The 18,931-nt window shown below is 64.8% G+C and carries 18 protein-coding genes; 9 read left to right on the forward strand and 9 right to left on the reverse strand.

Annotation, left to right across the window (positions count from 1 at the left end; genetic code table 11):
* Positions 1 to 340: 340 nt before the first annotated feature.
* The gene (locus tag ACFFWD_RS08445; protein ID WP_376963528.1) at positions 341 to 1,093 is read left to right on the forward strand and encodes a transglutaminase-like cysteine peptidase; all 753 of its coding nucleotides are present in this window, start codon (positions 341 to 343) and stop codon (positions 1,091 to 1,093) included.
* 48 nt (positions 1,094 to 1,141) lie between these two features.
* Here the strand turns inward: ACFFWD_RS08445 and ACFFWD_RS08450 are convergent, their stop codons facing one another.
* Positions 1,142 to 1,576, reverse strand: coding sequence for a hypothetical protein (locus ACFFWD_RS08450; RefSeq protein WP_376963531.1), 435 nt, complete (start codon positions 1,574 to 1,576; stop codon positions 1,142 to 1,144).
* Here ACFFWD_RS08450 and ACFFWD_RS08455 point away from each other — a divergent pair.
* Positions 1,533 to 2,309 carry a lysozyme inhibitor LprI family protein gene (locus ACFFWD_RS08455; RefSeq protein WP_376963534.1) on the forward strand — a complete coding sequence of 259 codons (777 nt, stop codon included), beginning with the start codon at positions 1,533 to 1,535 and terminating at the stop codon, positions 2,307 to 2,309. The genes ACFFWD_RS08450 and ACFFWD_RS08455 overlap by 44 nt on opposite strands.
* Positions 2,310 to 2,437: 128 nt before the next feature.
* Here ACFFWD_RS08455 and ACFFWD_RS08460 read toward each other — a convergent pair whose 3' ends face one another.
* The 6 genes from ACFFWD_RS08460 to ACFFWD_RS08485 all read right to left on the reverse strand — a co-directional run bounded on the left by ACFFWD_RS08460 (position 2,438) and on the right by ACFFWD_RS08485 (position 9,280).
* Complete coding sequence (locus ACFFWD_RS08460) at positions 2,438 to 3,637, reverse strand: ABC transporter substrate-binding protein (protein WP_376963537.1); 1,200 nt, start codon at positions 3,635 to 3,637, stop codon at positions 2,438 to 2,440.
* A gap of 78 nt (positions 3,638 to 3,715) precedes the next feature.
* Positions 3,716 to 5,554: an AMP-dependent synthetase/ligase gene (locus tag ACFFWD_RS08465; protein ID WP_376963540.1), complete on the reverse strand. Its 1,839-nt coding sequence runs from the start codon at positions 5,552 to 5,554 to the stop codon at positions 3,716 to 3,718.
* A 143-nt stretch (positions 5,555 to 5,697) separates the two neighbouring features.
* The gene (locus ACFFWD_RS08470) at positions 5,698 to 6,477 is read right to left on the reverse strand and encodes an ABC transporter ATP-binding protein (protein ID WP_376963543.1); all 780 of its coding nucleotides are present in this window, start codon (positions 6,475 to 6,477) and stop codon (positions 5,698 to 5,700) included.
* Between the two features lie 10 nt (positions 6,478 to 6,487).
* The gene (locus ACFFWD_RS08475; RefSeq protein WP_376963545.1) at positions 6,488 to 7,246 is read right to left on the reverse strand and encodes an ABC transporter ATP-binding protein; all 759 of its coding nucleotides are present in this window, start codon (positions 7,244 to 7,246) and stop codon (positions 6,488 to 6,490) included.
* Positions 7,243 to 8,394, reverse strand: coding sequence for a branched-chain amino acid ABC transporter permease (locus tag ACFFWD_RS08480; RefSeq protein WP_376963548.1), 1,152 nt, complete (start codon positions 8,392 to 8,394; stop codon positions 7,243 to 7,245). Before ACFFWD_RS08480 ends, ACFFWD_RS08475 begins: the two co-directional genes overlap by 4 nt.
* A 10-nt stretch (positions 8,395 to 8,404) precedes the next feature.
* Entirely contained in the window at positions 8,405 to 9,280 is an 876-nt protein-coding gene (locus ACFFWD_RS08485; protein ID WP_376963551.1) for a branched-chain amino acid ABC transporter permease, read from the reverse strand.
* A 292-nt stretch (positions 9,281 to 9,572) separates the two neighbouring features.
* Here ACFFWD_RS08485 and ACFFWD_RS08490 point away from each other — a divergent pair, with 292 nt between their 5' ends.
* Both ACFFWD_RS08490 and ACFFWD_RS08495 read left to right on the forward strand, forming a co-directional pair.
* Positions 9,573 to 10,325, forward strand: a complete 753-nt coding sequence (locus ACFFWD_RS08490) for an ABC transporter ATP-binding protein (protein ID WP_376963554.1) — start codon at positions 9,573 to 9,575, stop codon at positions 10,323 to 10,325.
* A complete protein-coding gene (locus ACFFWD_RS08495; RefSeq protein ID WP_376963557.1) occupies positions 10,322 to 11,842 on the forward strand; it encodes a permease in 1,521 nt (506 codons plus the stop codon). The genes ACFFWD_RS08490 and ACFFWD_RS08495 overlap by 4 nt, the downstream gene beginning before the upstream one ends.
* 9 nt (positions 11,843 to 11,851) lie before the next feature.
* Here ACFFWD_RS08495 and ACFFWD_RS08500 read toward each other — a convergent pair whose 3' ends face one another.
* Entirely contained in the window at positions 11,852 to 12,790 is a 939-nt protein-coding gene (locus tag ACFFWD_RS08500) for an alpha/beta fold hydrolase (RefSeq protein WP_376963560.1), read from the reverse strand.
* Between the two features lie 165 nt (positions 12,791 to 12,955).
* Between ACFFWD_RS08500 and ACFFWD_RS08505 the strand changes: the two genes are divergently transcribed.
* From ACFFWD_RS08505 to ACFFWD_RS08525, 5 genes are all read left to right on the forward strand, one after another.
* Positions 12,956 to 13,771, forward strand: a complete 816-nt coding sequence (locus ACFFWD_RS08505; RefSeq protein WP_376963563.1) for an MBL fold metallo-hydrolase — start codon at positions 12,956 to 12,958, stop codon at positions 13,769 to 13,771.
* A 256-nt stretch (positions 13,772 to 14,027) separates the two neighbouring features.
* Positions 14,028 to 15,023: an aldo/keto reductase gene (locus ACFFWD_RS08510; RefSeq protein ID WP_376963566.1), complete on the forward strand. Its 996-nt coding sequence runs from the start codon at positions 14,028 to 14,030 to the stop codon at positions 15,021 to 15,023.
* A 29-nt stretch (positions 15,024 to 15,052) separates the two neighbouring features.
* Complete coding sequence (locus ACFFWD_RS08515) at positions 15,053 to 15,484, forward strand: MerR family transcriptional regulator (RefSeq protein ID WP_376963569.1); 432 nt, start codon at positions 15,053 to 15,055, stop codon at positions 15,482 to 15,484.
* Positions 15,485 to 15,605: 121 nt separating this feature from the next.
* A complete protein-coding gene (locus tag ACFFWD_RS08520; RefSeq protein ID WP_376963572.1) occupies positions 15,606 to 16,655 on the forward strand; it encodes an amidohydrolase family protein in 1,050 nt (349 codons plus the stop codon).
* Positions 16,656 to 16,666: 11 nt separating this feature from the next.
* Positions 16,667 to 17,599 (forward strand): GNAT family N-acetyltransferase, encoded by a 933-nt coding sequence (locus tag ACFFWD_RS08525; protein ID WP_376963575.1) that lies wholly within the window; start codon positions 16,667 to 16,669, stop codon positions 17,597 to 17,599.
* A 22-nt stretch (positions 17,600 to 17,621) separates the two neighbouring features.
* Here the strand turns inward: ACFFWD_RS08525 and ACFFWD_RS08530 are convergent, their stop codons facing one another.
* Positions 17,622 to 18,878 carry an aminopeptidase gene (locus ACFFWD_RS08530; protein WP_376963583.1) on the reverse strand — a complete coding sequence of 419 codons (1,257 nt, stop codon included), beginning with the start codon at positions 18,876 to 18,878 and terminating at the stop codon, positions 17,622 to 17,624.
* Between the last annotated feature and the right edge of the window lie 53 nt (positions 18,879 to 18,931).

Genomic DNA, 18,931 nt, shown 5'->3' on the forward strand with positions numbered 1-18,931 from the left:
CCTCTATTTCCCCTCAGTTCCGTGGCGGGATATGAGCCCAACTTCCTGGCTAAAGCTGTGACTTAGCTTACAAATCACATATTCCTGAGCCCTCCGGGCTGATTAACCGGGAAGCAAGGATGGGGCTTTGCGACCCGGCAAAAGGTTCGCGGGAACCTGTTCACAAAGTCGGTAAAGTTTTCGGGACCGCGACGAGCGCTTTTTCAGCGTCTTTTGCGCTTTCTCGCCCGATTCGGCGCGCTTTAAGCAGATTCAAAGCCTCCGTCCCCAAGCTGACGCGTGATACGATCCGGTCACGCGCAGGCGCTACGCCAGTCGATGCCCGGACAGGGGGTGTCAGATGGGGATCTCGCTTCACTCGCGCGCACTGCGCGCCGTTATGCTCGCCTGCGGCCTGGCTTGGCTCGTGCCGATGGCGCCGCTGAACGCCGCCTCGCTGCTCTCGCCCGGTCCGGCGGAGTTGATCCGCAAGTCGACCGAGCCGTTTGGGCTGCCGACCGCCCTGCTGCTCGACGGCGGATTGCGCGGCAAATGGCTCGGCGTGCAGCGCCGTCTCGACGACGAATTGGTGCAGCTTGCGATCTGCGAAGGCGATCGCGAGGGCTGCGTGTCGCCGGAGGCATTACGCTTCCTCGCCATCATCGAGAGCGCGCGGGCGAACGAGGGCCGCGCCCGGCTCGGCGAGGTCAACCGCGCCGTCAACCTGGCGATCCGGCCGGGCAGCGACCTCGCGCTGTACGGCCAGGTCGACGTCTGGACGTCGCCGCTCGCCACCCTCGCCAAGGGCGCCGGCGATTGTGAAGACTATGCGATCGCGAAATTCGTGGCGTTGCACAAGGCCGGCGTCGCCGCCGAGGACCTGCGGATCGTCGTCATGCACGACCAGCTCAGTGGCGAGGATCACGCCGTCGCCGCCGCCAGGCTGGATGGCCGCTGGTTGCTGCTCGACAACCGCCGCATGGCGATGATCGAGGATTCCAGTGTCAGGAATTTCCGGCCGACCTTCGTGATCGACGCGCATGGCGTCAGCAAGTACACCGACGCGCCGCTTGTCGCCGAGGCGGCGTTGCGGTCGGCGACCCAAGCCAATTGACAAAGCTCTGCTGAGCAATTTCATTTCCGGCGCAGCAAGCCGTGGCTGTCATGGCCACGGCTTCGCTGTTGTGTTCATGACGGTGAGCATTGCATGCGCTCGTTTGTATTGACGGTTGCCGCAGCCCTGTGCGGACTGACGCTTTCCGCGCGCGCCGACTACCAGGACGAAGATCGCTCGCTGCGCGGCATGCAGCCCCTGTTCGAACAGAACCGCTGCATCGAGGTAAAAGATCCGGCCGGTCAGCTGCTCTGCGGCGATCCTGTGCTGCAGGCCGCGGGCCGGCGGCTCAGCGGCGCGGTCGAAGCGCGGCTCGCGCGCATCGCGGACCGCGCGCACGCGATCGAGGAGAACGTGGGGTGGACAAAGAGCCGTGACCTGAGCTGCGGCATCTTTGCGAGAGAGCGCGTCGCGCGTCGCCGGGCAGAACATCGATGCAGTGAAGGCCTGCCTGCTGAAGGAGACGAACGAGCGCGTTGCCATCCTGGCCGACCCGAACTTCGATTGCCTTGCCACCGGCACCACCGCCGGCCTGCTGATCTGCGGCGATCCTGCGCTTGCGATCGCCGACAAGGATCTCAACACCCAGGTGCTCGCCCTGATCGCCAAGCTTGGGGATGACGAGGCGCAGGGCGCCTTCAGCGACTATGCGCGCTGGACCAGGACGCGCGACCGCAAGTGCAAGCTCGCCGACAAGGACAATGTGCCGCTCGCCGAACTGGCACCGTTCGAGGGATGCCTCGCCGGCGAGCTGGCGCGCAAGACAACCGAGATCGCGGCCGCCAAAGGCGATCCGAAGAAGGTGTTCGGCCGGGCGCAGAGTTCCCCCTTGCCCGACGCCGACGCCGTCGATCTCTGCGTCGCGCAGATTCACGCCGCCAACGCCTGCGGCAATTTCCTGCGCGTCAGCCGCATCATCCAGATCGACACCGAGGTGTCGGAACGCGACGCGCTGGTGACGGCAGAGGTGGAGATGAAGGTGCTGTCGCCGTTTGCGGTGTGCAGCCCGATCGCCTCGACCTGCACCGGGACATGCTGGGACGTCGGGTCGGGACAAGCCAGGCCGACGCCGCGCAGCCGCGAAAGCCTGCCGATCTCACATCGGCTCCGCATCGAAAAGTCGTTCGCCTTCCATAAGGCGGACGGCGGCAACTGGCAATGCACCACCAAAGCGCTGCAGCCGATCGAGCTCGGCGTCGCCCTGAGCGGGCCGTAGCGCGAGCGAACTTCCGCCACCGTCATTGCGAGCAAAGCGAAGCAATCCATCCTTCCGCGGAAAGAAAGGATGGATTGCTTCGTCGCTTCGCTCCTCGCAATGACGATGTAACTGCGTTCCGGGGCTTACTAGAACATCAAATTGTCCTTCACCAGAACCCAGCGGCCATTCTTCACCTGCTGTACTTGGGTGATGGTGCTGGCGAGGTGATTGATCTTGGAGAACGTCGTCGGCGGCGAATTGAAGATGTCGATGAATCTGTCGCCGGACTCCAGCGCTTCGAGCATCTTCTGACCCGACAGATCCTTGCCCGCCTTCTGCGCGTAGAAGGCAAAGGTCGTCACGGCATTGTAGCCGATGATCGCCTGGGTGTTGGCATCGGTGCCGAACATCTTCTTGTAGTTGACGAGCCAATCCTTCACCTTGCCCTTGGCGGTGTCCTCATAGGGAATCTCGAAGCCACTGGCGGCGTAAAGCCCTTCCACCGCCTCCTTGCCGAGCGCCGGCACCTCGAGCACGTTGGTCGGCGTGGCGCCGAGGAACGTGACGTCCCAGCCGAGCTTCCTGGCTTCGCCCATCGCGCCGATGGTCTCGCGGATCACGGTGCCGAGCAGGACGAGATCGCAGCCGTCCGCCTTCATCTTGGCGACCTGCGCGCTGAAATCCGCAACGCCGCGCTTGTAGCTCGTGATCGAAGCCGGCTGCACCTTCATCGCTTCGAGCTGCTGGTTGAAACCGTCGAGCACGTTTTTGCCATACTCGTCGTCCTGATACATGATGCAGGGCTTCTTGAAGTTTTTCAGCTCCATCATGTATTTGAGCGCGGCGCGCGTGCTCTCGACATAGGGCAGGACGTTGCTGAATTTCAGCCGCTCCTGCGGCTTGTTCGGGTCGAACTTGAAGGTGAATTCGGCCGCGCTCAGCGGGAACAGCTGCAGCACGCCGGCATCGAACAGCACGTCCTGCGCGGCGAGCACGGTCGGCGAACCCATCGGACCGACCATGGCAAAGATCTTGTCGCGTTCGACCATCTTCTGCGTCGCCAGCACCGCGCGCTTCGGATCGTAGCCGCTGTCCTCGAGGATCATCCGGATCTTGCGACCGTTGATGCCGCCGCTCGCGTTGATCTCCTCGACCGCCATCTTCATGCCGTTGGACACCGGGACGCCCCAGCCCTTGATCGGGCCGGACAGGTCCTGATGGGTGCCGATGACGATCTCGGTCGCCGAGATGCCTTCATTGGTAACCTTGGTCTGGGCGGCGGCCGGCAGGTTGGCGAGCGCCAGCGCGCCTACCGCAAGGCCCAGCGCCTTGAACGTTACAGACATTCTGATCTCCTCTCCATTGGCCCGTATTTCAAGCGAAGGGCGGGGCCAGTCTCGGCGCCTTCGCATTGCCAAAAATTCCTAGGCAACCGCCCGCGCGCCATACATGGCGTCGATTTCGGCCGCGTAACGCTTGTTCACGAAGCTGCGCTTGAGCTTCATGGTCGGCGTCAGCTCCTCGTCCTCTGGCGTGAGCTGGCGCTCGATCAGATAGAATTTCTTGATGGTCTCGACGCGCGCGAAGTTAACGTTGACCGCCTCGACCTCGCGCTGGATCAGGTCCTGGATCTCGCGTGCGCGGCACAGGCTCGCATAGTTGGTGAAGGGGATGTCGTGATCCTGCGCGTATTTCTCGACATTCTCCTGATCGATCATGATCAGGCAGGTGAGATACGGCCGCTTGTCGCCGATCACGACCGCATCCGAGACGTAAGGCGAGAATTTGAGCTGGTTTTCGATCTCTGACGGCGTGATGTTCTTGCCGCCCGAGGTGATGATGATGTCCTTCATCCGGTCGGTTATCTTCACATAGCCTTCATTGTCGATCGTGCCGACATCGCCGGTGTGCAGCCAGCCCTTGGCGTCGATGGTCTCGGCGGTTTTCTCCGGCTGGTTGAGGTAGCCCATGAACAGGAAGTCGCCCCTGATCAGGATTTCGCCCTTCGGGCAGATCATCACCTCGCCCCATGGCGCTGCCTTGCCGACCGAGCCGAGCTTGATGCGTTCGGCCGGCATCATGGTCGCGACGCCGCAATTCTCGGTCTGGCCGTAGACCTCGCGCATGTCGATGCCGAGCGCGAGATACCAGCGGATCAGGTCCGGCGCGATCGGCGCCGCACCCGTGAAGGCGATACGGCAGCGGTCGAGCCCGAGCATGCGGCGGATGTTGCGGAACACCAGCCAGTACGCGGCGCGGTTCGCAAGCCTGAGCGACAGCGGCGGCGTCTCACCTTCGAGCCGGCACTCGGTCATGCGATGGCCGACCGCGAGCGCGCGGGCGTACATCCAGTTCTGGAACGGGGTGGCGTCCTTCAGCGCGATGGTGACGCCCGAATAGAACTTCTCCCAGATCCGCGGCACCGCGAGGAAGGCGGTCGGCTGCACCTCGCGCAGATTGTCCGGCACCGTCTCCGGGCTCTCGGCGAAATTCATCACCGAGCCCAGCGCGAGCGAGATGTAGTAGCCGCCGACGCGTTCGGCGACATGGCAGAGCGGCAGGAACACCAGCCGCTCCTCGCTGTCGGTCGACGGATAGAGATCATTGGCGTGACGCATCTGGTGCGTCACGCTGCGGTTGGAATGCATCGCGCCCTTGGGCGGACCGGTCGTGCCCGACGTATAGACGAGGATCGCGAGATCGGACGTCGTGCGGCTGCCGGTCATCTCGTCCCACAGCACCTCGTTGCCCTGCTCATGGTTGCGGCCGAGCGCCATGAATTCGGCAAGCGACAGCACCATCGGATCAGAGAAGCCGCTCAAGCCCTCCATGTCGAACACGACGATCTTCTCGAGCGTCGGACAGCGCGATCGGCAGGTCAGGAGCTTGTCGAGCTGCTCCTCGTCCTCGGCGAACACGATCCGGGTGCGGGAATCATTGACGAGATATTCGACCTGGGCTGCTGAGTCGGTCGGATAGATGCCGGACGACACGCCACCGGCGCAGAGAATGCCCATGTCGGCGTAGACCCATTCGGGCACGGCATTGGCGATGATCGAGGCAACGTCGCCGGGGCGAAAACCCGTCGCATGCAGGGCATAGGCGATGTCCTTGGAGATCTGCAGCCACTGCCGCCAGCTGGTCGGCTGCCAGATGCCGAACTTTTTTTCGCGGATCGCGGGCCGATCGCCGCGCTTTTCCACGGCGAGCAGAAAGCTCCTTGCGATCGTGTCGGCGACCGTCAGCACCGCCGGTCTGGCCATGCCCGTTTCCTCCTCTGTCGCCTGCCTTGCGCGCCGGATTTGCCGCCGGTCTTGTCCGCGAAACAGGGCCCTAATTTAGCTCGAAGTTCTTCTCGACGCCAATTCTTCTTCAGCGCCAAATCTTCCTCAACGCCAAACCTTCCTCAACGCCACGTCTTCTTCTTTTTCCAGCGCCGCTCACCCCGCGCGCCGGCCTCCTTGGCGCCGAGATAGAACTCCTGGATGTCGGGAGAATTCATCAGCCGCTCGCAGGTGTCGTTCATGACGACCCGGCCGATCTCCAGCACATAGCCGTAATGCGCCGTCTCCAGCGCGATCTTGGCATTCTGCTCGACCAGCAGGATCGACATGCCCTGCTCCTCGTTGACGCGGCGGATAATGGTGAAGATCTCCTTCACCAGGATCGGCGACAGCCCAAGCGACGGCTCGTCGAGCAGCAGCAATGTCGGACGGTTCATCAGCGCGCGCCCGATCGCGAGCATCTGCTGCTCGCCGCCCGAGAGCTGCCCGGCCGGCTGGTCGAGCCGCTCCTTCAACCGCGGAAAGTAGCCGTAGACCCGCTCCAGGTCATCAGCCACACCGTCGCGGTCACGGCGCGGATAGGCCCCCATCATCAGGTTCTCGCGCACCGACAGGAACGGAAACACTTCGCGGCCTTCAGGCACGTGGCTTAAGCCCAACCGCACGATCTTGTCGGCCTCCATGCGCTGGATCGGCTTGCCCAAAAACTCGATCGAGCCCTTCTGCGGATCGAGGATGCCCGAGATGGTCTTCAGCACCGTGGTCTTGCCGGCGCCGTTGGCACCGAGCAACGTCACGATCTGGCCGCGCGGCACCTCGAGGCTGATGCCGCGGATCGCCATGATCGGCCCGTAATAGCTTTCGATGTTGCTGAGCTTCAGGATGATGTCGGGTGCGCTCATGGCATCATCCTCATGCGCCGAGATAGGCGGCGACGACGTCGGGATGGTGCTGCACCTCCGACGGCGAGCCCATCGCCAGCACACGGCCGTAGTTCAGCGCGATCACTCGGTCGGACACGCGGTTCACCAGCGTCATGTCATGCTCGACCATCAGCACGGTGATGCCGAGCTCGCTCTTCATGTCGCGGATCCAGAACGACATGTCGTCGGTCTCCTCGACATTCAATCCCGACGACGGCTCGTCCAGCAAGATCAGCTTCGGCTCGGAGCACAGCGCGCGCGCCAATTCGATCACCTTGCGCACGCCGTAGGGCAGGCCCGAGATCAGCTTGTCGCGATAGGGTTCGAGATCGAGGAATTCAATGACCTGCTCGACCCGGCGGCGATGCATCTTCTCGGTGGCGCGCACGTTCGGCAGGAACAGCAATTCCTGCCAGAGCCTCGTGGTGGAATGCACGTGGCGGCCGACCAGGAGATTGCTGAGCACGGTCGCATTCTCGAACAGCTCGATGTTCTGGAAGGTGCGCGCGATGCCGAGCTTGGCGATGTCGTAGGCCGGCTCCTCGGTGATGTCCTGGTCCTCGAAGAAGATCTTGCCCGAGGTCGGCGGATAGATGCGCGAGATCAGATTGAAGATCGAGCTTTTGCCCGCGCCGTTCGGTCCGATGATCGATAGGATCTCGCCCTTCTCGACCGCGAAGCTCACGGAATCGACCGCCTTCAGGCCGCCGAAGTGCAACGACAGATTCTCGGCACGGAAATAGCTCATCGGTTCCGCTCCGATTTGACGTAGATCTTCTGCCGCTTGAAGGTCGCGCGCTTGTAGAGCGGGAAGAGCTGGAAGAAGAGCTTGATCTTCAGCCAGCGCCCATAGAGCCCGAGCGGCTCGAACAGCACGAACACCACGATGATGATACCGTAGATCGCGCCTTTCAGCCCGTTGGCCGAGGCGATAGCCGCGGCCACATCCTGGATATGGCCGGCACGCTCCTTGCCGGCGCCAAGCGTCGCTGCGACGCCGCCGATGATGCCGGGCACGTCGTCCTTCAGGTAGGTCAGGAACGGATCGATCATGACGAGGAAGATCGCCCCCAGCACCGCGCCGTGCAGGCTGAACGTGCCGCCGATCAGGATCACGATGATGAACTCGATCGAGAGCTGCAGCGTGAACATCTCCGGCGAGATGAAGGAGAGCTTGTGCGCGAACAGCACGCCGGCAAGGCCGGTGATCGCGGCTGAGATCGCGAACGATTTCACCTTGTAGAGCGAGACATTGATGCCCATGCTGCGCGCCGCGGTCTCGCTGTCGCGGATCGCGACGAAGGCGCGGCCGGTCGGCGAACGCAGCAAGTTGAGCGTGCCGACGATGGTCAGCACCAGCACCGCAAGGCAGAGATAATAAAAGGTCGGGCTATCGCGCGACACACTGGCGCCGAGCAACTGCATGGTCTTGACCCGCATGCCTTCATTGCCATGGGTCACGCTTTCCCATCGCGCCAGGATCTCCTCGACGATGAAGGCAAACGAGATCGTGGCGATCACGAGATAGATGCCCTGCAACCGCAGCGCCGGAAATCCGACCAGCGCGCCGACCACGCCGGTCAACAATCCCGCCGCAAGGAAGTAGACCGGAAACGGCACGTTGAACTGCTGCAGATACGCCGCGGTATAGGCGCCGATTGCAAGGAAGGCGGCGTGGCCGAGCGAGGCCTGGCCGGTGAAGCCGGTGAGGATCAACAGGCCGACGCCGACGGTCGCATAGATGCAGACGAAGACGAGCTGGCTCATCAGATAGCTCGAGAGCACGTAGGGCGCGATCAGGAGCGCCGCCAGCAAGAGGCCGTAGGAATAGACATAGCCCGAGTGCGGGAACAGCTTGATGTCGTCTTCGTAGTCGGTCTTGAAGAGAAACCGCATATGTCGCTCCTCAGACCTTCTTGCGGACATGAAGGCCGAACAGGCCTTCGGGCTTGAGCAGCAACACCGCGAGCAGCACGATGTAGGGCGCGACGTCCTTCCAGCCCTGCGGCAAATAGAAGCCGGCCATGCTCTCGATCACGCCGATCAGGACGCCGCCGACGACCGCACCGGGGATCGAGCCGAACCCGCCGAGGACGGCGGCCGGGAATGCCTTCAGCCCGAGCACCAGGCCGACATTGGAATGGATGAAGGTGATCGGCGCCAGCAGCACGCCGGCGCAAGTCGCAACCGCCGCCGAGATCGCCCAGACGATCGACACCACGCGCTTGACCGGAATGCCCATGTAATAGGCAGCGAGCATATTCTCCGAACTGGCACGCATCGCGGTGCCGAGCGTGGTGCGGTTGAAGAACAGATAGAGCAGCGCACAAAGGATGACGGTCGCCGCGATCACCGAGAGCTTGTCGTAGGCCAGCACGAGCGAGCCGATCCGCAACACCCCCTGGCTGAACGGCGTCTCGATCTTGAAGTCGTCGGTGCCCCAGATGATGCCGGAGACCGAGCGCAGGAAATAGCCGAGGCCGATCGTCGCCATGATGATCGAGAATTGCGGATAACCCAGGATCGGACGCACCACGACCCGCTCCGCCAGCATGCCGAACATCGCCATGCAGATGACCGCGCCGGCGAAGCCGACCCAGTAGTTCAGCCCGAGCATGCCGATGAAGGTGAAGGCAAAGAAGCCGCCCAGCATCATCAAATCGCCTTGCGCGAAATTGACGACCTCGGTTGCCTTGTAAACCAGCACGAAGCCGAGCGCGATCAGGCCGTAAACGCAGCCGAGCGCTATGCCGCTGACGAGCTGCTGAACGAAGTCCAGCATCGTTCCCTCCCCGATGCATGGCGATTCTTCGCGACCGCCTTGGTGCATCCCGCCTTCGCGCCCTTGTGCCGGAAGCGCTGAAAGCCGCCTATGTCCGTCCCAATTGAGCCAAAAGCCCTCATCCCTGTCAACAAAGCGCTCGCCGCCGGGCGTCATCACAATTGCGGAGAAATGCCGCAGCACGGAGTTTTACGGACTTCACTTCGATTTGCCGGTCGCGATTCACCGCGCCGAAACGGTTTCTGTCCAAGGTGCGCAACCGAAAAGCGAAGTTCGGGATCGTCACCCTATTATGACAATCGAGTTATCCGCGCTCGAAGTGCGAAAGTTAACGAAGCGTTTTGACCGTCCGGCGGTCGATGCGCTCGATCTCACCGTCCGTGTCGGCGAGTTCTACGCGCTGCTCGGGCCGAACGGCGCCGGCAAGACCACCACGCTGCGCATGGTGGCGGGGCTGCTGCGGCCCGACGCCGGCGCGGTATCGATCCTCGGCATCGACGCGTTGAAGGATCCGGTTGCGGCCAAGCAGGTGATGGCCTGGGTATCCGACGAGCCCATGATCTACGACAAGCTGACGCCGCTGGAGTACCTCGAATTCGTTGCCGGCCTCTGGGGCGTCGCCCCCAGGACATCGGAGGCGTCGGCACGCAACCTCCTGGTGTCGCTCGGGCTGGAGGCGCATCTGCACGAACGCTGCGAGGGCTTCTCCAAGGGCATGCGCCAGAAGGTGGCGCTGGCCGGCGCGCTGGTGCATGACCCCCGCCTGATCATCCTCGACGAGCCCCTGACCGGTCTCGACGCGCTGTCGGCGCGCCATGTGAAAGGCTTGCTGCAGGAGCGCGTGCGCACCGGCTGCACCGTGATCATGACCACCCATATCCTCGAGGTCGCCGAGCGCATGGCCGATCGCATCGGCGTGATCGCGGCCGGCAGGCTCGTGGCCGAAGGCACGCTGGCCGAGTTGCGTCAACAGAACGGACGCAACGCCACCAGCCTCGAGGACATGTTCATCGCGCTGGTTGACAGCCAAGCGGCCGCCGCGTGAGCGCGACCGCCCACCTGTCGTGGTTCGCGCGTCACGAATTCCGCCTGGCATGGCGCGAATGGCTGGCGCTGATGACCGGCGGTCGGCGCCGCCGTAGCCGTGCCGTGATCGGGCTGTTGGTGTTTGCCGTCCTCCTGCATCTGCCGGCCTATGCCGTGGTCGGCCGCTTCGCGGACCTCAGCTTTCCGCTCGACCCGCCGTCCATGATCGTGCTGACGGCCACGATATTCCTGTCGTGGGCGCTAATGCTGTCGCAGGCGATCGAATCGGTGACGCGCGTGTTCTATGCGCGCGCCGACCTCGACCTGATCATCTCGTCGCCGGCGAAGCTGACCAACATCTTCTCGGTCCGGATCGCAGCGATCGCACTGTCGGTGACCAGCATGGCGCTCTTGCTGTCGATGCCCTTCGTCGACGTGCTGGTGATCCTCGGGGGTGCGCGCTGGCTTGCTGGCTTCGGGGTCGTGGTCGCGATCGGCCTGTCAGCCGCGGCGGCCGCGATCGCGGTCACCGTGCTGCTGTTCCGCCTGATCGGGCCGAGCCGGACACGGCTGGTGGCGCAGATCGTCTCCGCCATCATCGGCGCGGGCTTTGTGATCGCGCTGCAGGTGGTCGCCATCCTCTCCTACGGCACCTTGTCGCGCTTCGCGGTGCTGACCTCGGACACCGCCGCGCGGTTTGCGCCCGGTCCCGACAGCGTCATCTGGTGGCCGGCCCGCGCCGCCCTCGGCGATGTCGAAGTGCTGATGCTGCTCACAGCCGGCGCGCTCGTCCTGCTCGGCGGCGTCATGGCGGCGTTCGCGCCGAAATTCGCCGACTCCGTCGCCAGCGTCGCGGCCAATCCCTCCGCCGCCACGCGCGGGCGCGGACGATCGTTCCGCGCCGGCTCACGGCAACAGACGTTGCGCCGGAAGGAGTTTTTGCTGCTGCGGCGCGATCCCTGGCTGCTGTCACAAAGCCTGATGCAGATGCTCTATCTGGTGCCGCCGGCGCTGATGCTGTGGCGCAGCTACTCCGACTCGTCGACCGCGATCGTGCTGATCACGCCTGTTATCGTGATGGCGGCGGGCCAGCTCGCCGGCGGGCTCGCCTGGCTGACCATCTCGGGCGAGGACGCCGCCGACCTGGTGGCAACCGCGCCGCTGCCGCCATCGCGGGTAATCCGCGCCAAGATCGAGGTGGTGCTGCTTGCGATCGGCGCGATCTTCGCGCCCCTGGTCGTTGCGCTGGCGTTCGCCTCGCCACGGCAGGCCGCCGTCACCGCAACAGCGGTGATCGTCGCGACCGCCTCCGCCGCCGCCATCCAGCTCTGGTTCCGCGCCCAGGCCAGGCGCAGCCAGTTCCGCCGGCGCCAGACCTCTTCGCGCGTTGCGACCTTCGCGGAAGCCTTCTCCTCGATCGGCTGGGCCGCGACGGCAGCGCTTGCGCTGACGATCCCCCTTGCCGCCATCGTCAGCGGCGCGATGACCATGATGGTGCTGGCCGCCGCCTGGAAGATCAGCCCGAAGCGGGCGTGACCGGCCGATCTACCCTTTCATCACCTCGATCACCGCCGCGGCGAAGGCCTCGGGGGCTTCCTGCGGCAGATTGTGGCCGGCGTGCGGGATCACCCGATGCGCCCGGCGGGCGGTGAATTTCGACGCGCTGGCGCTGCCGTCGGTCGCCGGCACGACGCCGTCCTCGTCCCCATCGAGCGTGACCGTGGGGACCGTGATCACCGGCAGCGCGGCCAGGCAGCGCTGCACCTCGGCATAGTGCGGATCGCCGTCGGCAAGGCCGAAGCGATGGCGATAGCTGTGGATCACGACGTCGACATAATCAGGATTGTCGTGCGCCATGGCGGTGCGTTCGAAACAGGCGTCGTCGAACCGCCAGTTCGGCGACCATTGCGACCACAGGATCTTCGCGATGCCGCGGCGGTCGGCGGCAAGGCCCGCGCGCCCGCGCTCGAGTTGGAAGTAATACTGGTACCAGAGCGGCACCTCGCGATCCGGCTTTGCTGGCAGCATCGCGCGCGCAATGTCCTGGATCAGGTATCCGTTGACGCACACGAGCCCGATGCAGCGTTCCGGCCACAGCGCGGCGCCGACGCAGGCGGCGCGACCGCCCCAATCGTAGCCCGCAAACACCGCCCGCCCGATACCAAGCGCATCGATCAGCGCCATCATGTCGGCGCCAATGGCCGCCTGCTCGCCCGAGCGCGGCGTGGCGCCGTCGCGGAATGTCGTCGGCCCATAGCCGCGCAGATAGGGCACGATGACGCGACAGCCTTGCGCCGCCAGCATCGGCGCGACGTCCACATAGGCGTGGATGTCGTAGGGAAAGCCGTGCATCAGCAGCACGGCCGGACCGTCGGCAGGCCCGGCCTCGTAATAGGCAATGTTGAGCACGCCGGCGTCGACATGGCGCAGCGGCTCCAGCCGCTTGGTTAACGGCGCGCGCGGCGCGGAGGCGGTTTCGGTCATGGCGAGCTCCCGGAGTTCTGCAACTTGCGCGCCCATGATAACGCCCGTCGCCGGATTCTTGTGTTGCCTTACGCGCTACGGAGCGATGCGCCGGCGTCATCATGACGGAGCGCCGATTCGGCGATACTCTGGAGATCGCGGTCATCGCTACGGACGGAACAGGTCATGCCGAGATTGCTCGCCGCGCTCATCCTGTTGGGGTCGTTCACTGCCCAGGCTTGGGCGCAGGACGCCCGACGCAGCGAGTGCCTGGCGGTGGCCAATGCACCGCCGCGCGCCGCGCCGGTCGCCTTCCGCCGCGTGGCGGCAAAGGCCGACGAGGTCGCGATCACCTATGCCGGGCATTCGACCTACTATATCGATACCCCCGGCGGCATCCGCATTGCGACCGACTATAACGGCGCCTACCGCACCGGACGGCTGCCCGACGTCGTCACCATGAACCGGGCGCACGACACGCATTACACGCTGTTCCCCGACCCGAAGATCCCCCACGTGCTGCATGGCTGGGGCGAGAACGGGCAGCCGGCGCACTACGCAATGCGGATCGGCGACGTCTATATCCGCAACGTCACCACCGACATCCGCCGCTATTGGGGCGAAGGCCCCGGCGGCGAGATGATCAAGGACGGCAACTCGATCTTCATCTTCGAGGTCGCCGGCCTCTGCATCGGCCATCTCGGTCACCTCCACCACAAGCTCGACGACAGCCATTTCGCGGCGATCGGCCGGCTCGACATCGTGATGGTGCCGATCGACGGCACCTATACGATGTCGCTCGACGGCGTCTCCGAGATCACCAGGCGGCTGCGCGCCGCGGTGGTGCTGCCGATGCACCGGTTTGCGACCCCGCTCGGCGAGTTCATGCGCCTGATCGGCCAGCAATTCGAGATCGACCGGCGCGGCGGCGAGCGTACGTTGCGCATTTCGCGGGACACGCTGCCGGCGGCGCCGACGGTCATTATCCTCGACGGCGTCTGAGGCAGGGCGATCGCACATTTCGCCAGCGGGCCTTTGGCACTGAAGTTTCCGCATCGTCATGGCCGGGCTTGTCCCGGCCATCCACGTCTTTTGCACGGAGCCAAGACGTGGATGCCCGGCACAAGGCCGGGCATGACGAGTTTATGGAGCGGCCGACACGATTTCGTGACGCGGTGATGTTTCGCGCTTGACCTAGAGTACGCTCTAGCATGTTCACTGATGCGGTCTGGAGACACCGCTCGTGAGGAACAACGGCATGACGACCATCAGCAAGCTCCCGCATCGCAAGCTCGGCAAGAACGGCCCCGAGGTGTCCGCCATCGGGCTTGGCTGCATGTCGCTCTCCGGCGTCTATGGCGCGAATGACGATTCTGCGACGCCTGACTTCATCCGCCACGCCATCGACCGCGGCATCGATTTCCTCGACAGTGCTGATCTCTATGGCTGGGGCCACAACGAGGAATTGCTCAGCCGCTCGCTGAAGGGCCTGCGCAACCGGGTCGTGATCGCGACCAAGTTCGGCCAGGTCAAGACCGCGACCGGGCAAGGCGTCGACGGAACGCCGGCCTATGTGCAGCAGGCCTGCGAGGCCAGCCTGAAACGGCTCGGCATCGACACCATCGACCTCTATTACCAGCACCGCATTGATCCGAACGTGCCGATCGAGGACACCGTCGGCGCCATGGCGCGGCTTGTCGAGCAAGGCAAGGTACGCCATCTCGGGCTGTGCGAGGCGCGTCCCGAAACCATCCGCCGCGCGCACGCGATTCATCCGCTGGCCGCGGTGCAGACTGAATACTCGCTGCTCTATCGCAGCGAGGCCGAGGAAACCCTGCAGACGACCCGCGTGCTCGGCATCTCGTTTGTCGCCTACTCGCCGCTCGGCCGCGGCTTCCTGACCGGGCAGATCCACTCGCACGCCGACATCGCGGGCGATCGCCGCAGCGATCATCCGCGCTTCGTCGGCGATAATTTTGCCCGCAATCTCGATCTCGTCGACCAAATCGTCGCGATCGCGCGCGAGAAGGAGTGCACGCCGTCGCAGCTCGTGCTGGCCTGGCTCCTGGCCCAGGGGCCCGACATCGTGCCGATTCCCGGCACCAAGCAGCTCGGCAGGCTGGACGAGAACATCGGCGCGCTGGATGTGAAGCTGTCGACAAAAGACCTCGCACGGATCTCGGCCGCGATCCCGCCCGGCGCAGCGGCCGGCGAGCGCTATCCGGCCGGTGCCATGAAGGCCGTGTATCTGTGATGGACGCCCGGACACCTCCCGCGCAGGCCATGCCGAGCGCGCTCCATATCGGCGAGATCGCGCGGCGTTCGGGCCGCAGCGTGCACACGATCCGCTGGTATGAGGCGCAGGGCCTGATGCCCGGGGTGAGCCGCGACCGCGGCGGCCGCCGGGTCTACAGCGACGATCACATCGGCTGGCTCGACCTGATGGATCGCCTGCGCTGCACCGGCATGTCCATCAAGCAGCTGCGCGAATACACCAACCTCGTGAAGCAGGGCAGCGCCACCTTGCGCAAGCGCCGCGCGCTGCTCGCCGACCATCAGCTCCGCGTGCAGGCCATGATCGCGAAATGGACCGAGGCGCTCGCGCTGGTCGACGCCAAGATCGAATTCTACGACGAATGGGTGGCCATGGGCTCGCGCCCTGCGGTCTCGGCGCAGCAGCGCGCGCGTACGAGGCGGCGCGCGACAAAAGCGTGAGCACCGCCGCGCTACGCGCGCCACCTGCTCACGTTTGACGCGCTCCCTAGGGCCTCGCTATCCTCGGCACAGCCGACATCGCCTCGGCGGCCGACAAGAGCAAGAACAGGGAGCATCATCCATGGCCAGCACGCTGCCCGCCTCTGCGAGCGGACTCTATGCCAATCCGCGCGAAGACTGGCTTGCACAATATACCGAGGAGATCATCGACCCGGCCCGGCCGATCGTCGATCCACATCATCATCTCTGGGACCGCGGCGGGCTGCGCTACCTGATCGAGGAGATGCGTGACGACGTCGCCTCCGGCCACAACATCGTCGCCACCGTCTATGTCGATTGCCGTTCGATGTATCGTGCCGATGGCCCGGAAGCATTCCGCCCGGTCGGCGAGGTCGAATTCGCCAACGGCGTCGCCGCCATGGCGGCAAGCGGCGGCTACGGCAGAGCGGCGATCTGCGCCGGCATCGTCAGCCACGTTAATCTTTTGCTCGGCGACCAGGCCAAGGCGGTGCTGGAGGCGGAGATCGCCGCCGGCAACGGCCGGTTCCGCGGCATCCGCCACTCCTCGGCCTGGGACGAGGACCCCGACGTGGCGCACGTGTATGCGAACCGGCCGAAGGGAATTCTGCTCGATTCCACCTTCCGCAAGGGTTTTGCCTGTCTGGCGCCGCTCGGGTTGAGCTTCGACGCCTGGCTGTTCCATCCGCAGATCGGCGAGCTCACCGATCTGGCCCGCGCCTTTCCTGACACCCGCATCGTGCTCGACCATTGCGGCGGCCCGGTTGGCATCGGCCGTTTCGCCGGCAAGCGGAACGAGACCTTTCCGGCGTGGCGGGCCTCGATCCAGGAGATCGCCAAATGCCCGAACGTCGTCGTTAAGCTCGGCGGGCTCGCGATGTGCCTGCTTGGCTACGATTTCCACCTGCGCCCCCGGCCGCCGTCGTCGGAGGAACTCGCCGCCGCGTGGCGCCCCTATGTGGAAACCTGCATCGAGTCCTTCGGCCCCAGCCGTTGCATGTTCGAGAGCAACTTCCCACCTGATAAGGGCCAGTGCAGCTACCAGGTGATCTTCAACACCTTCAAGCGGCTTGCTTCACAGTACAGCGAGGTCGAGAAGACCGCGCTGTTCTCGAAGACGGCAAAGGATGTTTATCGGCTCGAGATCGGGTAATCTACCGACTTATGGATGAAGGCATCACCATCCGGACGCTCCGCGAGACCGACGCGGAGGCGGTTATCGCGCTTTATGCCAGGGCGGCGGCGGCGGAACCGCGACTTGGCCCGGTCACGCTGCCGCAATGGGAGCAGTTCCTGAAGCTGCCGCAGAATCGCGGCGGGCGGGATTTTCGTGTCGCCGAGCGGGGCGGACGCCTCGTCGGCCTCGCCGAATCGTCGCTGCGGGATCAAGGCCCGCATCACGCCCGGTTCCTCAAGATCGTGGTGACGCCTGAGACGCGGCGCCGTCGCGTCGGACTGGCGCTGTTCGACGACGTGCTCGCGATCGACGCGGCCGACGACGATCTGGCCGTGCAGACGCTGGTAAGCCGCGACTGGCCGGCCGGCATGGCCTTCGTGGCGGCGTTCGGCTTTGTCCATATCGAATCCGAAATCGGGATGAAGTGCGTGGAACCGCTGCAGCCGGCCCGCACGCTGGCGGCCGCGCGCGCCACCATCGAGCGGGTCAGTGACCCGACGGCCTGTGCGGCGGAGGTCGCGCGCATCCACAACGCGGCCTATGCGTCCGATGCGGCGTTCCGCCGCTACTCCCCGGAGGAGATGGCGCAGCTCTTGTCCGAGAGCGAAGTCTGGCTCGCCTCCGAGGACGGGCAGGCGTCGGGCTTCTGCCTGACCGAGCCCGAGCAGAACTCGATGTGGATCGAATCGGCCGCGGTCGATCCGGCACGGCAGGGGCGCGGGCTCGGCCAGGTACTGGTCTATCACGTGCTGACCTCCCACGACGTCTCGGTCGAGCATCCGTGCTGGCTGAACGTCTCCAGCCACAATCCGGCGGCGCTGAAGATCTATCGCCGGCTCGGGTTCCGGCCGCAGCACGAGACCTGCCGCTTCAGCGCCACGCGGCGCCAGCTGATCGCCGCACGCCAGCGTTTCCGCTGACGCGATCGGCGACCGGAAGACGTTACGCCCACTCGCCCTGACGGAACACCGGCACCGTGCGGCCGTCGGCATGGACCCCGTCGATGTCGGTCTTGCCCGAGCCGATCATCCAGTCGATGTGGATCAGGCTCTTGTTGCCGCCTTGCTCGGCGATCTGCTGCGGCGTCAGCTTGTCGCCATTGACGAAGCATTTCGAATAGCACTGGCCGAGCGCGATGTGCGAGGCGGCGTTCTCGTCGAACAGCGTGTTGAAGAACAACAGCCCGCTCTTCGAGATCGGTGACGAATGCGGCACCAGGGCGACCTCGCCGAGGCGGCGTGCGCCCTCGTCGGTGTCGAGCACCTTCTTCAAGACCTCCTCGCCGCGCGACGCCTTGGCCTCGACGATCCGGCCCTCCTCGAACTTCACCGCAATGTTGTCGATCAGAGTGCCCTGATAGGACAGCGGCTTGGAGCTGACGACGTGGCCGCTGACGCGGCGGCAATGCGGCGTGGTGAAGACCTCCTCCGTCGGGATGTTGGCGTTGCAGACAATGCCGTTCTTGGCGGTCGAGGCGCCGCCTTCCCACTCATGGCCGTCGGCAAGCCCGATGGTGAGGTCCATGCCGGGACCACTGTACTTCAGTGCGTGGAAGCGCTGGCCGTTCAGCCATTCGGTGCGTTCGCGCAGCTTGGCGTTATGCTTCTCCCAAGCGCCGACGGCGCCATCCTGATCGACGCGCGAGGCCGAGAAGATCGCATCCGCGAGCTTGGCCACCGCCACATCTTCGGCATCGTCGGGGAAGACCTGCCTGGCCCAGGACGCGCTCGGATAGGCGATGATGTTCCAGTTGGTGTCGAAATTGACGATCTTCTCCAGCGCCGGCTGGTAGGCGATCGAATTCGCCTTGCTGGCGCGCGCGACCTTGGTCGGGTCCTCGCCCGACAGCAGCATCGGATTGTCGCCGACGATGGCGAGCCGTGCGGTGTTATTGCCGAAGGCCTTGGCCATGCCATCATAGAGCCAGTTCGCGGCGCGATCGAAGCTCGCATCCTGCGCGTAGCGATAGCGCGCCAGCGTCATCTCCTCGTCCGAGAAGATCGGCGTCACCACGCCGGCGCCGGCCTTGTAGGCATGCTCGGCGATCCGCCGCACCAGCGGCAGCGCCACTGACGGCGCGGTCAACAAGAGATCCTGCCCCGGCTGCAGCCGCAGCCCGACCTTGATGGCGACTTCGGCGAGCCGGTCGAGCTTCACGGGATCGATCGAAGCGGAAACGTTGCGTTGATGTGCGGTCATGATGGTCCGGCAGTCATTGGTGGATGAGTTGGGTTGGCTCAGTCGTAGTCCAG

Origin of the sequence: Bradyrhizobium erythrophlei, from assembly GCF_042430365.1 — a bacterium.
GTDB classification, from domain to species: domain Bacteria; phylum Pseudomonadota; class Alphaproteobacteria; order Rhizobiales; family Xanthobacteraceae; genus Bradyrhizobium; species Bradyrhizobium erythrophlei.

Bases quoted from the DNA above. Each gene is read 5' to 3' on its own strand.
- ACFFWD_RS08520 (WP_376963572.1), top strand. From the start codon at position 15,606: ATGGCCAGCACGCTGCCCGCCTCTGCGAGCGGACTCTATGCCAATCCG.
- ACFFWD_RS08480 (WP_376963548.1), bottom strand. From the start codon at position 8,394: ATGCGGTTTCTCTTCAAGACCGACTACGAAGACGACATCAAGCTGTTC.
- ACFFWD_RS08475 (WP_376963545.1), bottom strand. From the start codon at position 7,246: ATGAGCTATTTCCGTGCCGAGAATCTGTCGTTGCACTTCGGCGGCCTG.
- ACFFWD_RS08450 (WP_376963531.1), bottom strand. From the start codon at position 1,576: ATGGCAACGCGCTCGTTCGTCTCCTTCAGCAGGCAGGCCTTCACTGCA.
- ACFFWD_RS08490 (WP_376963554.1), top strand. From the start codon at position 9,573: ATGACAATCGAGTTATCCGCGCTCGAAGTGCGAAAGTTAACGAAGCGT.
- ACFFWD_RS08500 (WP_376963560.1), bottom strand. From the start codon at position 12,790: ATGACCGAAACCGCCTCCGCGCCGCGCGCGCCGTTAACCAAGCGGCTG.
- ACFFWD_RS08515 (WP_376963569.1), top strand. From the start codon at position 15,053: ATGCCGAGCGCGCTCCATATCGGCGAGATCGCGCGGCGTTCGGGCCGC.
- ACFFWD_RS08445 (WP_376963528.1), top strand. From the start codon at position 341: ATGGGGATCTCGCTTCACTCGCGCGCACTGCGCGCCGTTATGCTCGCC.
- ACFFWD_RS08530 (WP_376963583.1), bottom strand. From the start codon at position 18,878: ATGACCGCACATCAACGCAACGTTTCCGCTTCGATCGATCCCGTGAAG.
- ACFFWD_RS08470 (WP_376963543.1), bottom strand. From the start codon at position 6,477: ATGAGCGCACCCGACATCATCCTGAAGCTCAGCAACATCGAAAGCTAT.
- ACFFWD_RS08485 (WP_376963551.1), bottom strand. From the start codon at position 9,280: ATGCTGGACTTCGTTCAGCAGCTCGTCAGCGGCATAGCGCTCGGCTGC.
- ACFFWD_RS08525 (WP_376963575.1), top strand. From the start codon at position 16,667: ATGGATGAAGGCATCACCATCCGGACGCTCCGCGAGACCGACGCGGAG.
- ACFFWD_RS08460 (WP_376963537.1), bottom strand. From the start codon at position 3,637: ATGTCTGTAACGTTCAAGGCGCTGGGCCTTGCGGTAGGCGCGCTGGCG.
- ACFFWD_RS08505 (WP_376963563.1), top strand. From the start codon at position 12,956: ATGCCGAGATTGCTCGCCGCGCTCATCCTGTTGGGGTCGTTCACTGCC.
- ACFFWD_RS08510 (WP_376963566.1), top strand. From the start codon at position 14,028: ATGACGACCATCAGCAAGCTCCCGCATCGCAAGCTCGGCAAGAACGGC.
- ACFFWD_RS08465 (WP_376963540.1), bottom strand. From the start codon at position 5,554: ATGGCCAGACCGGCGGTGCTGACGGTCGCCGACACGATCGCAAGGAGC.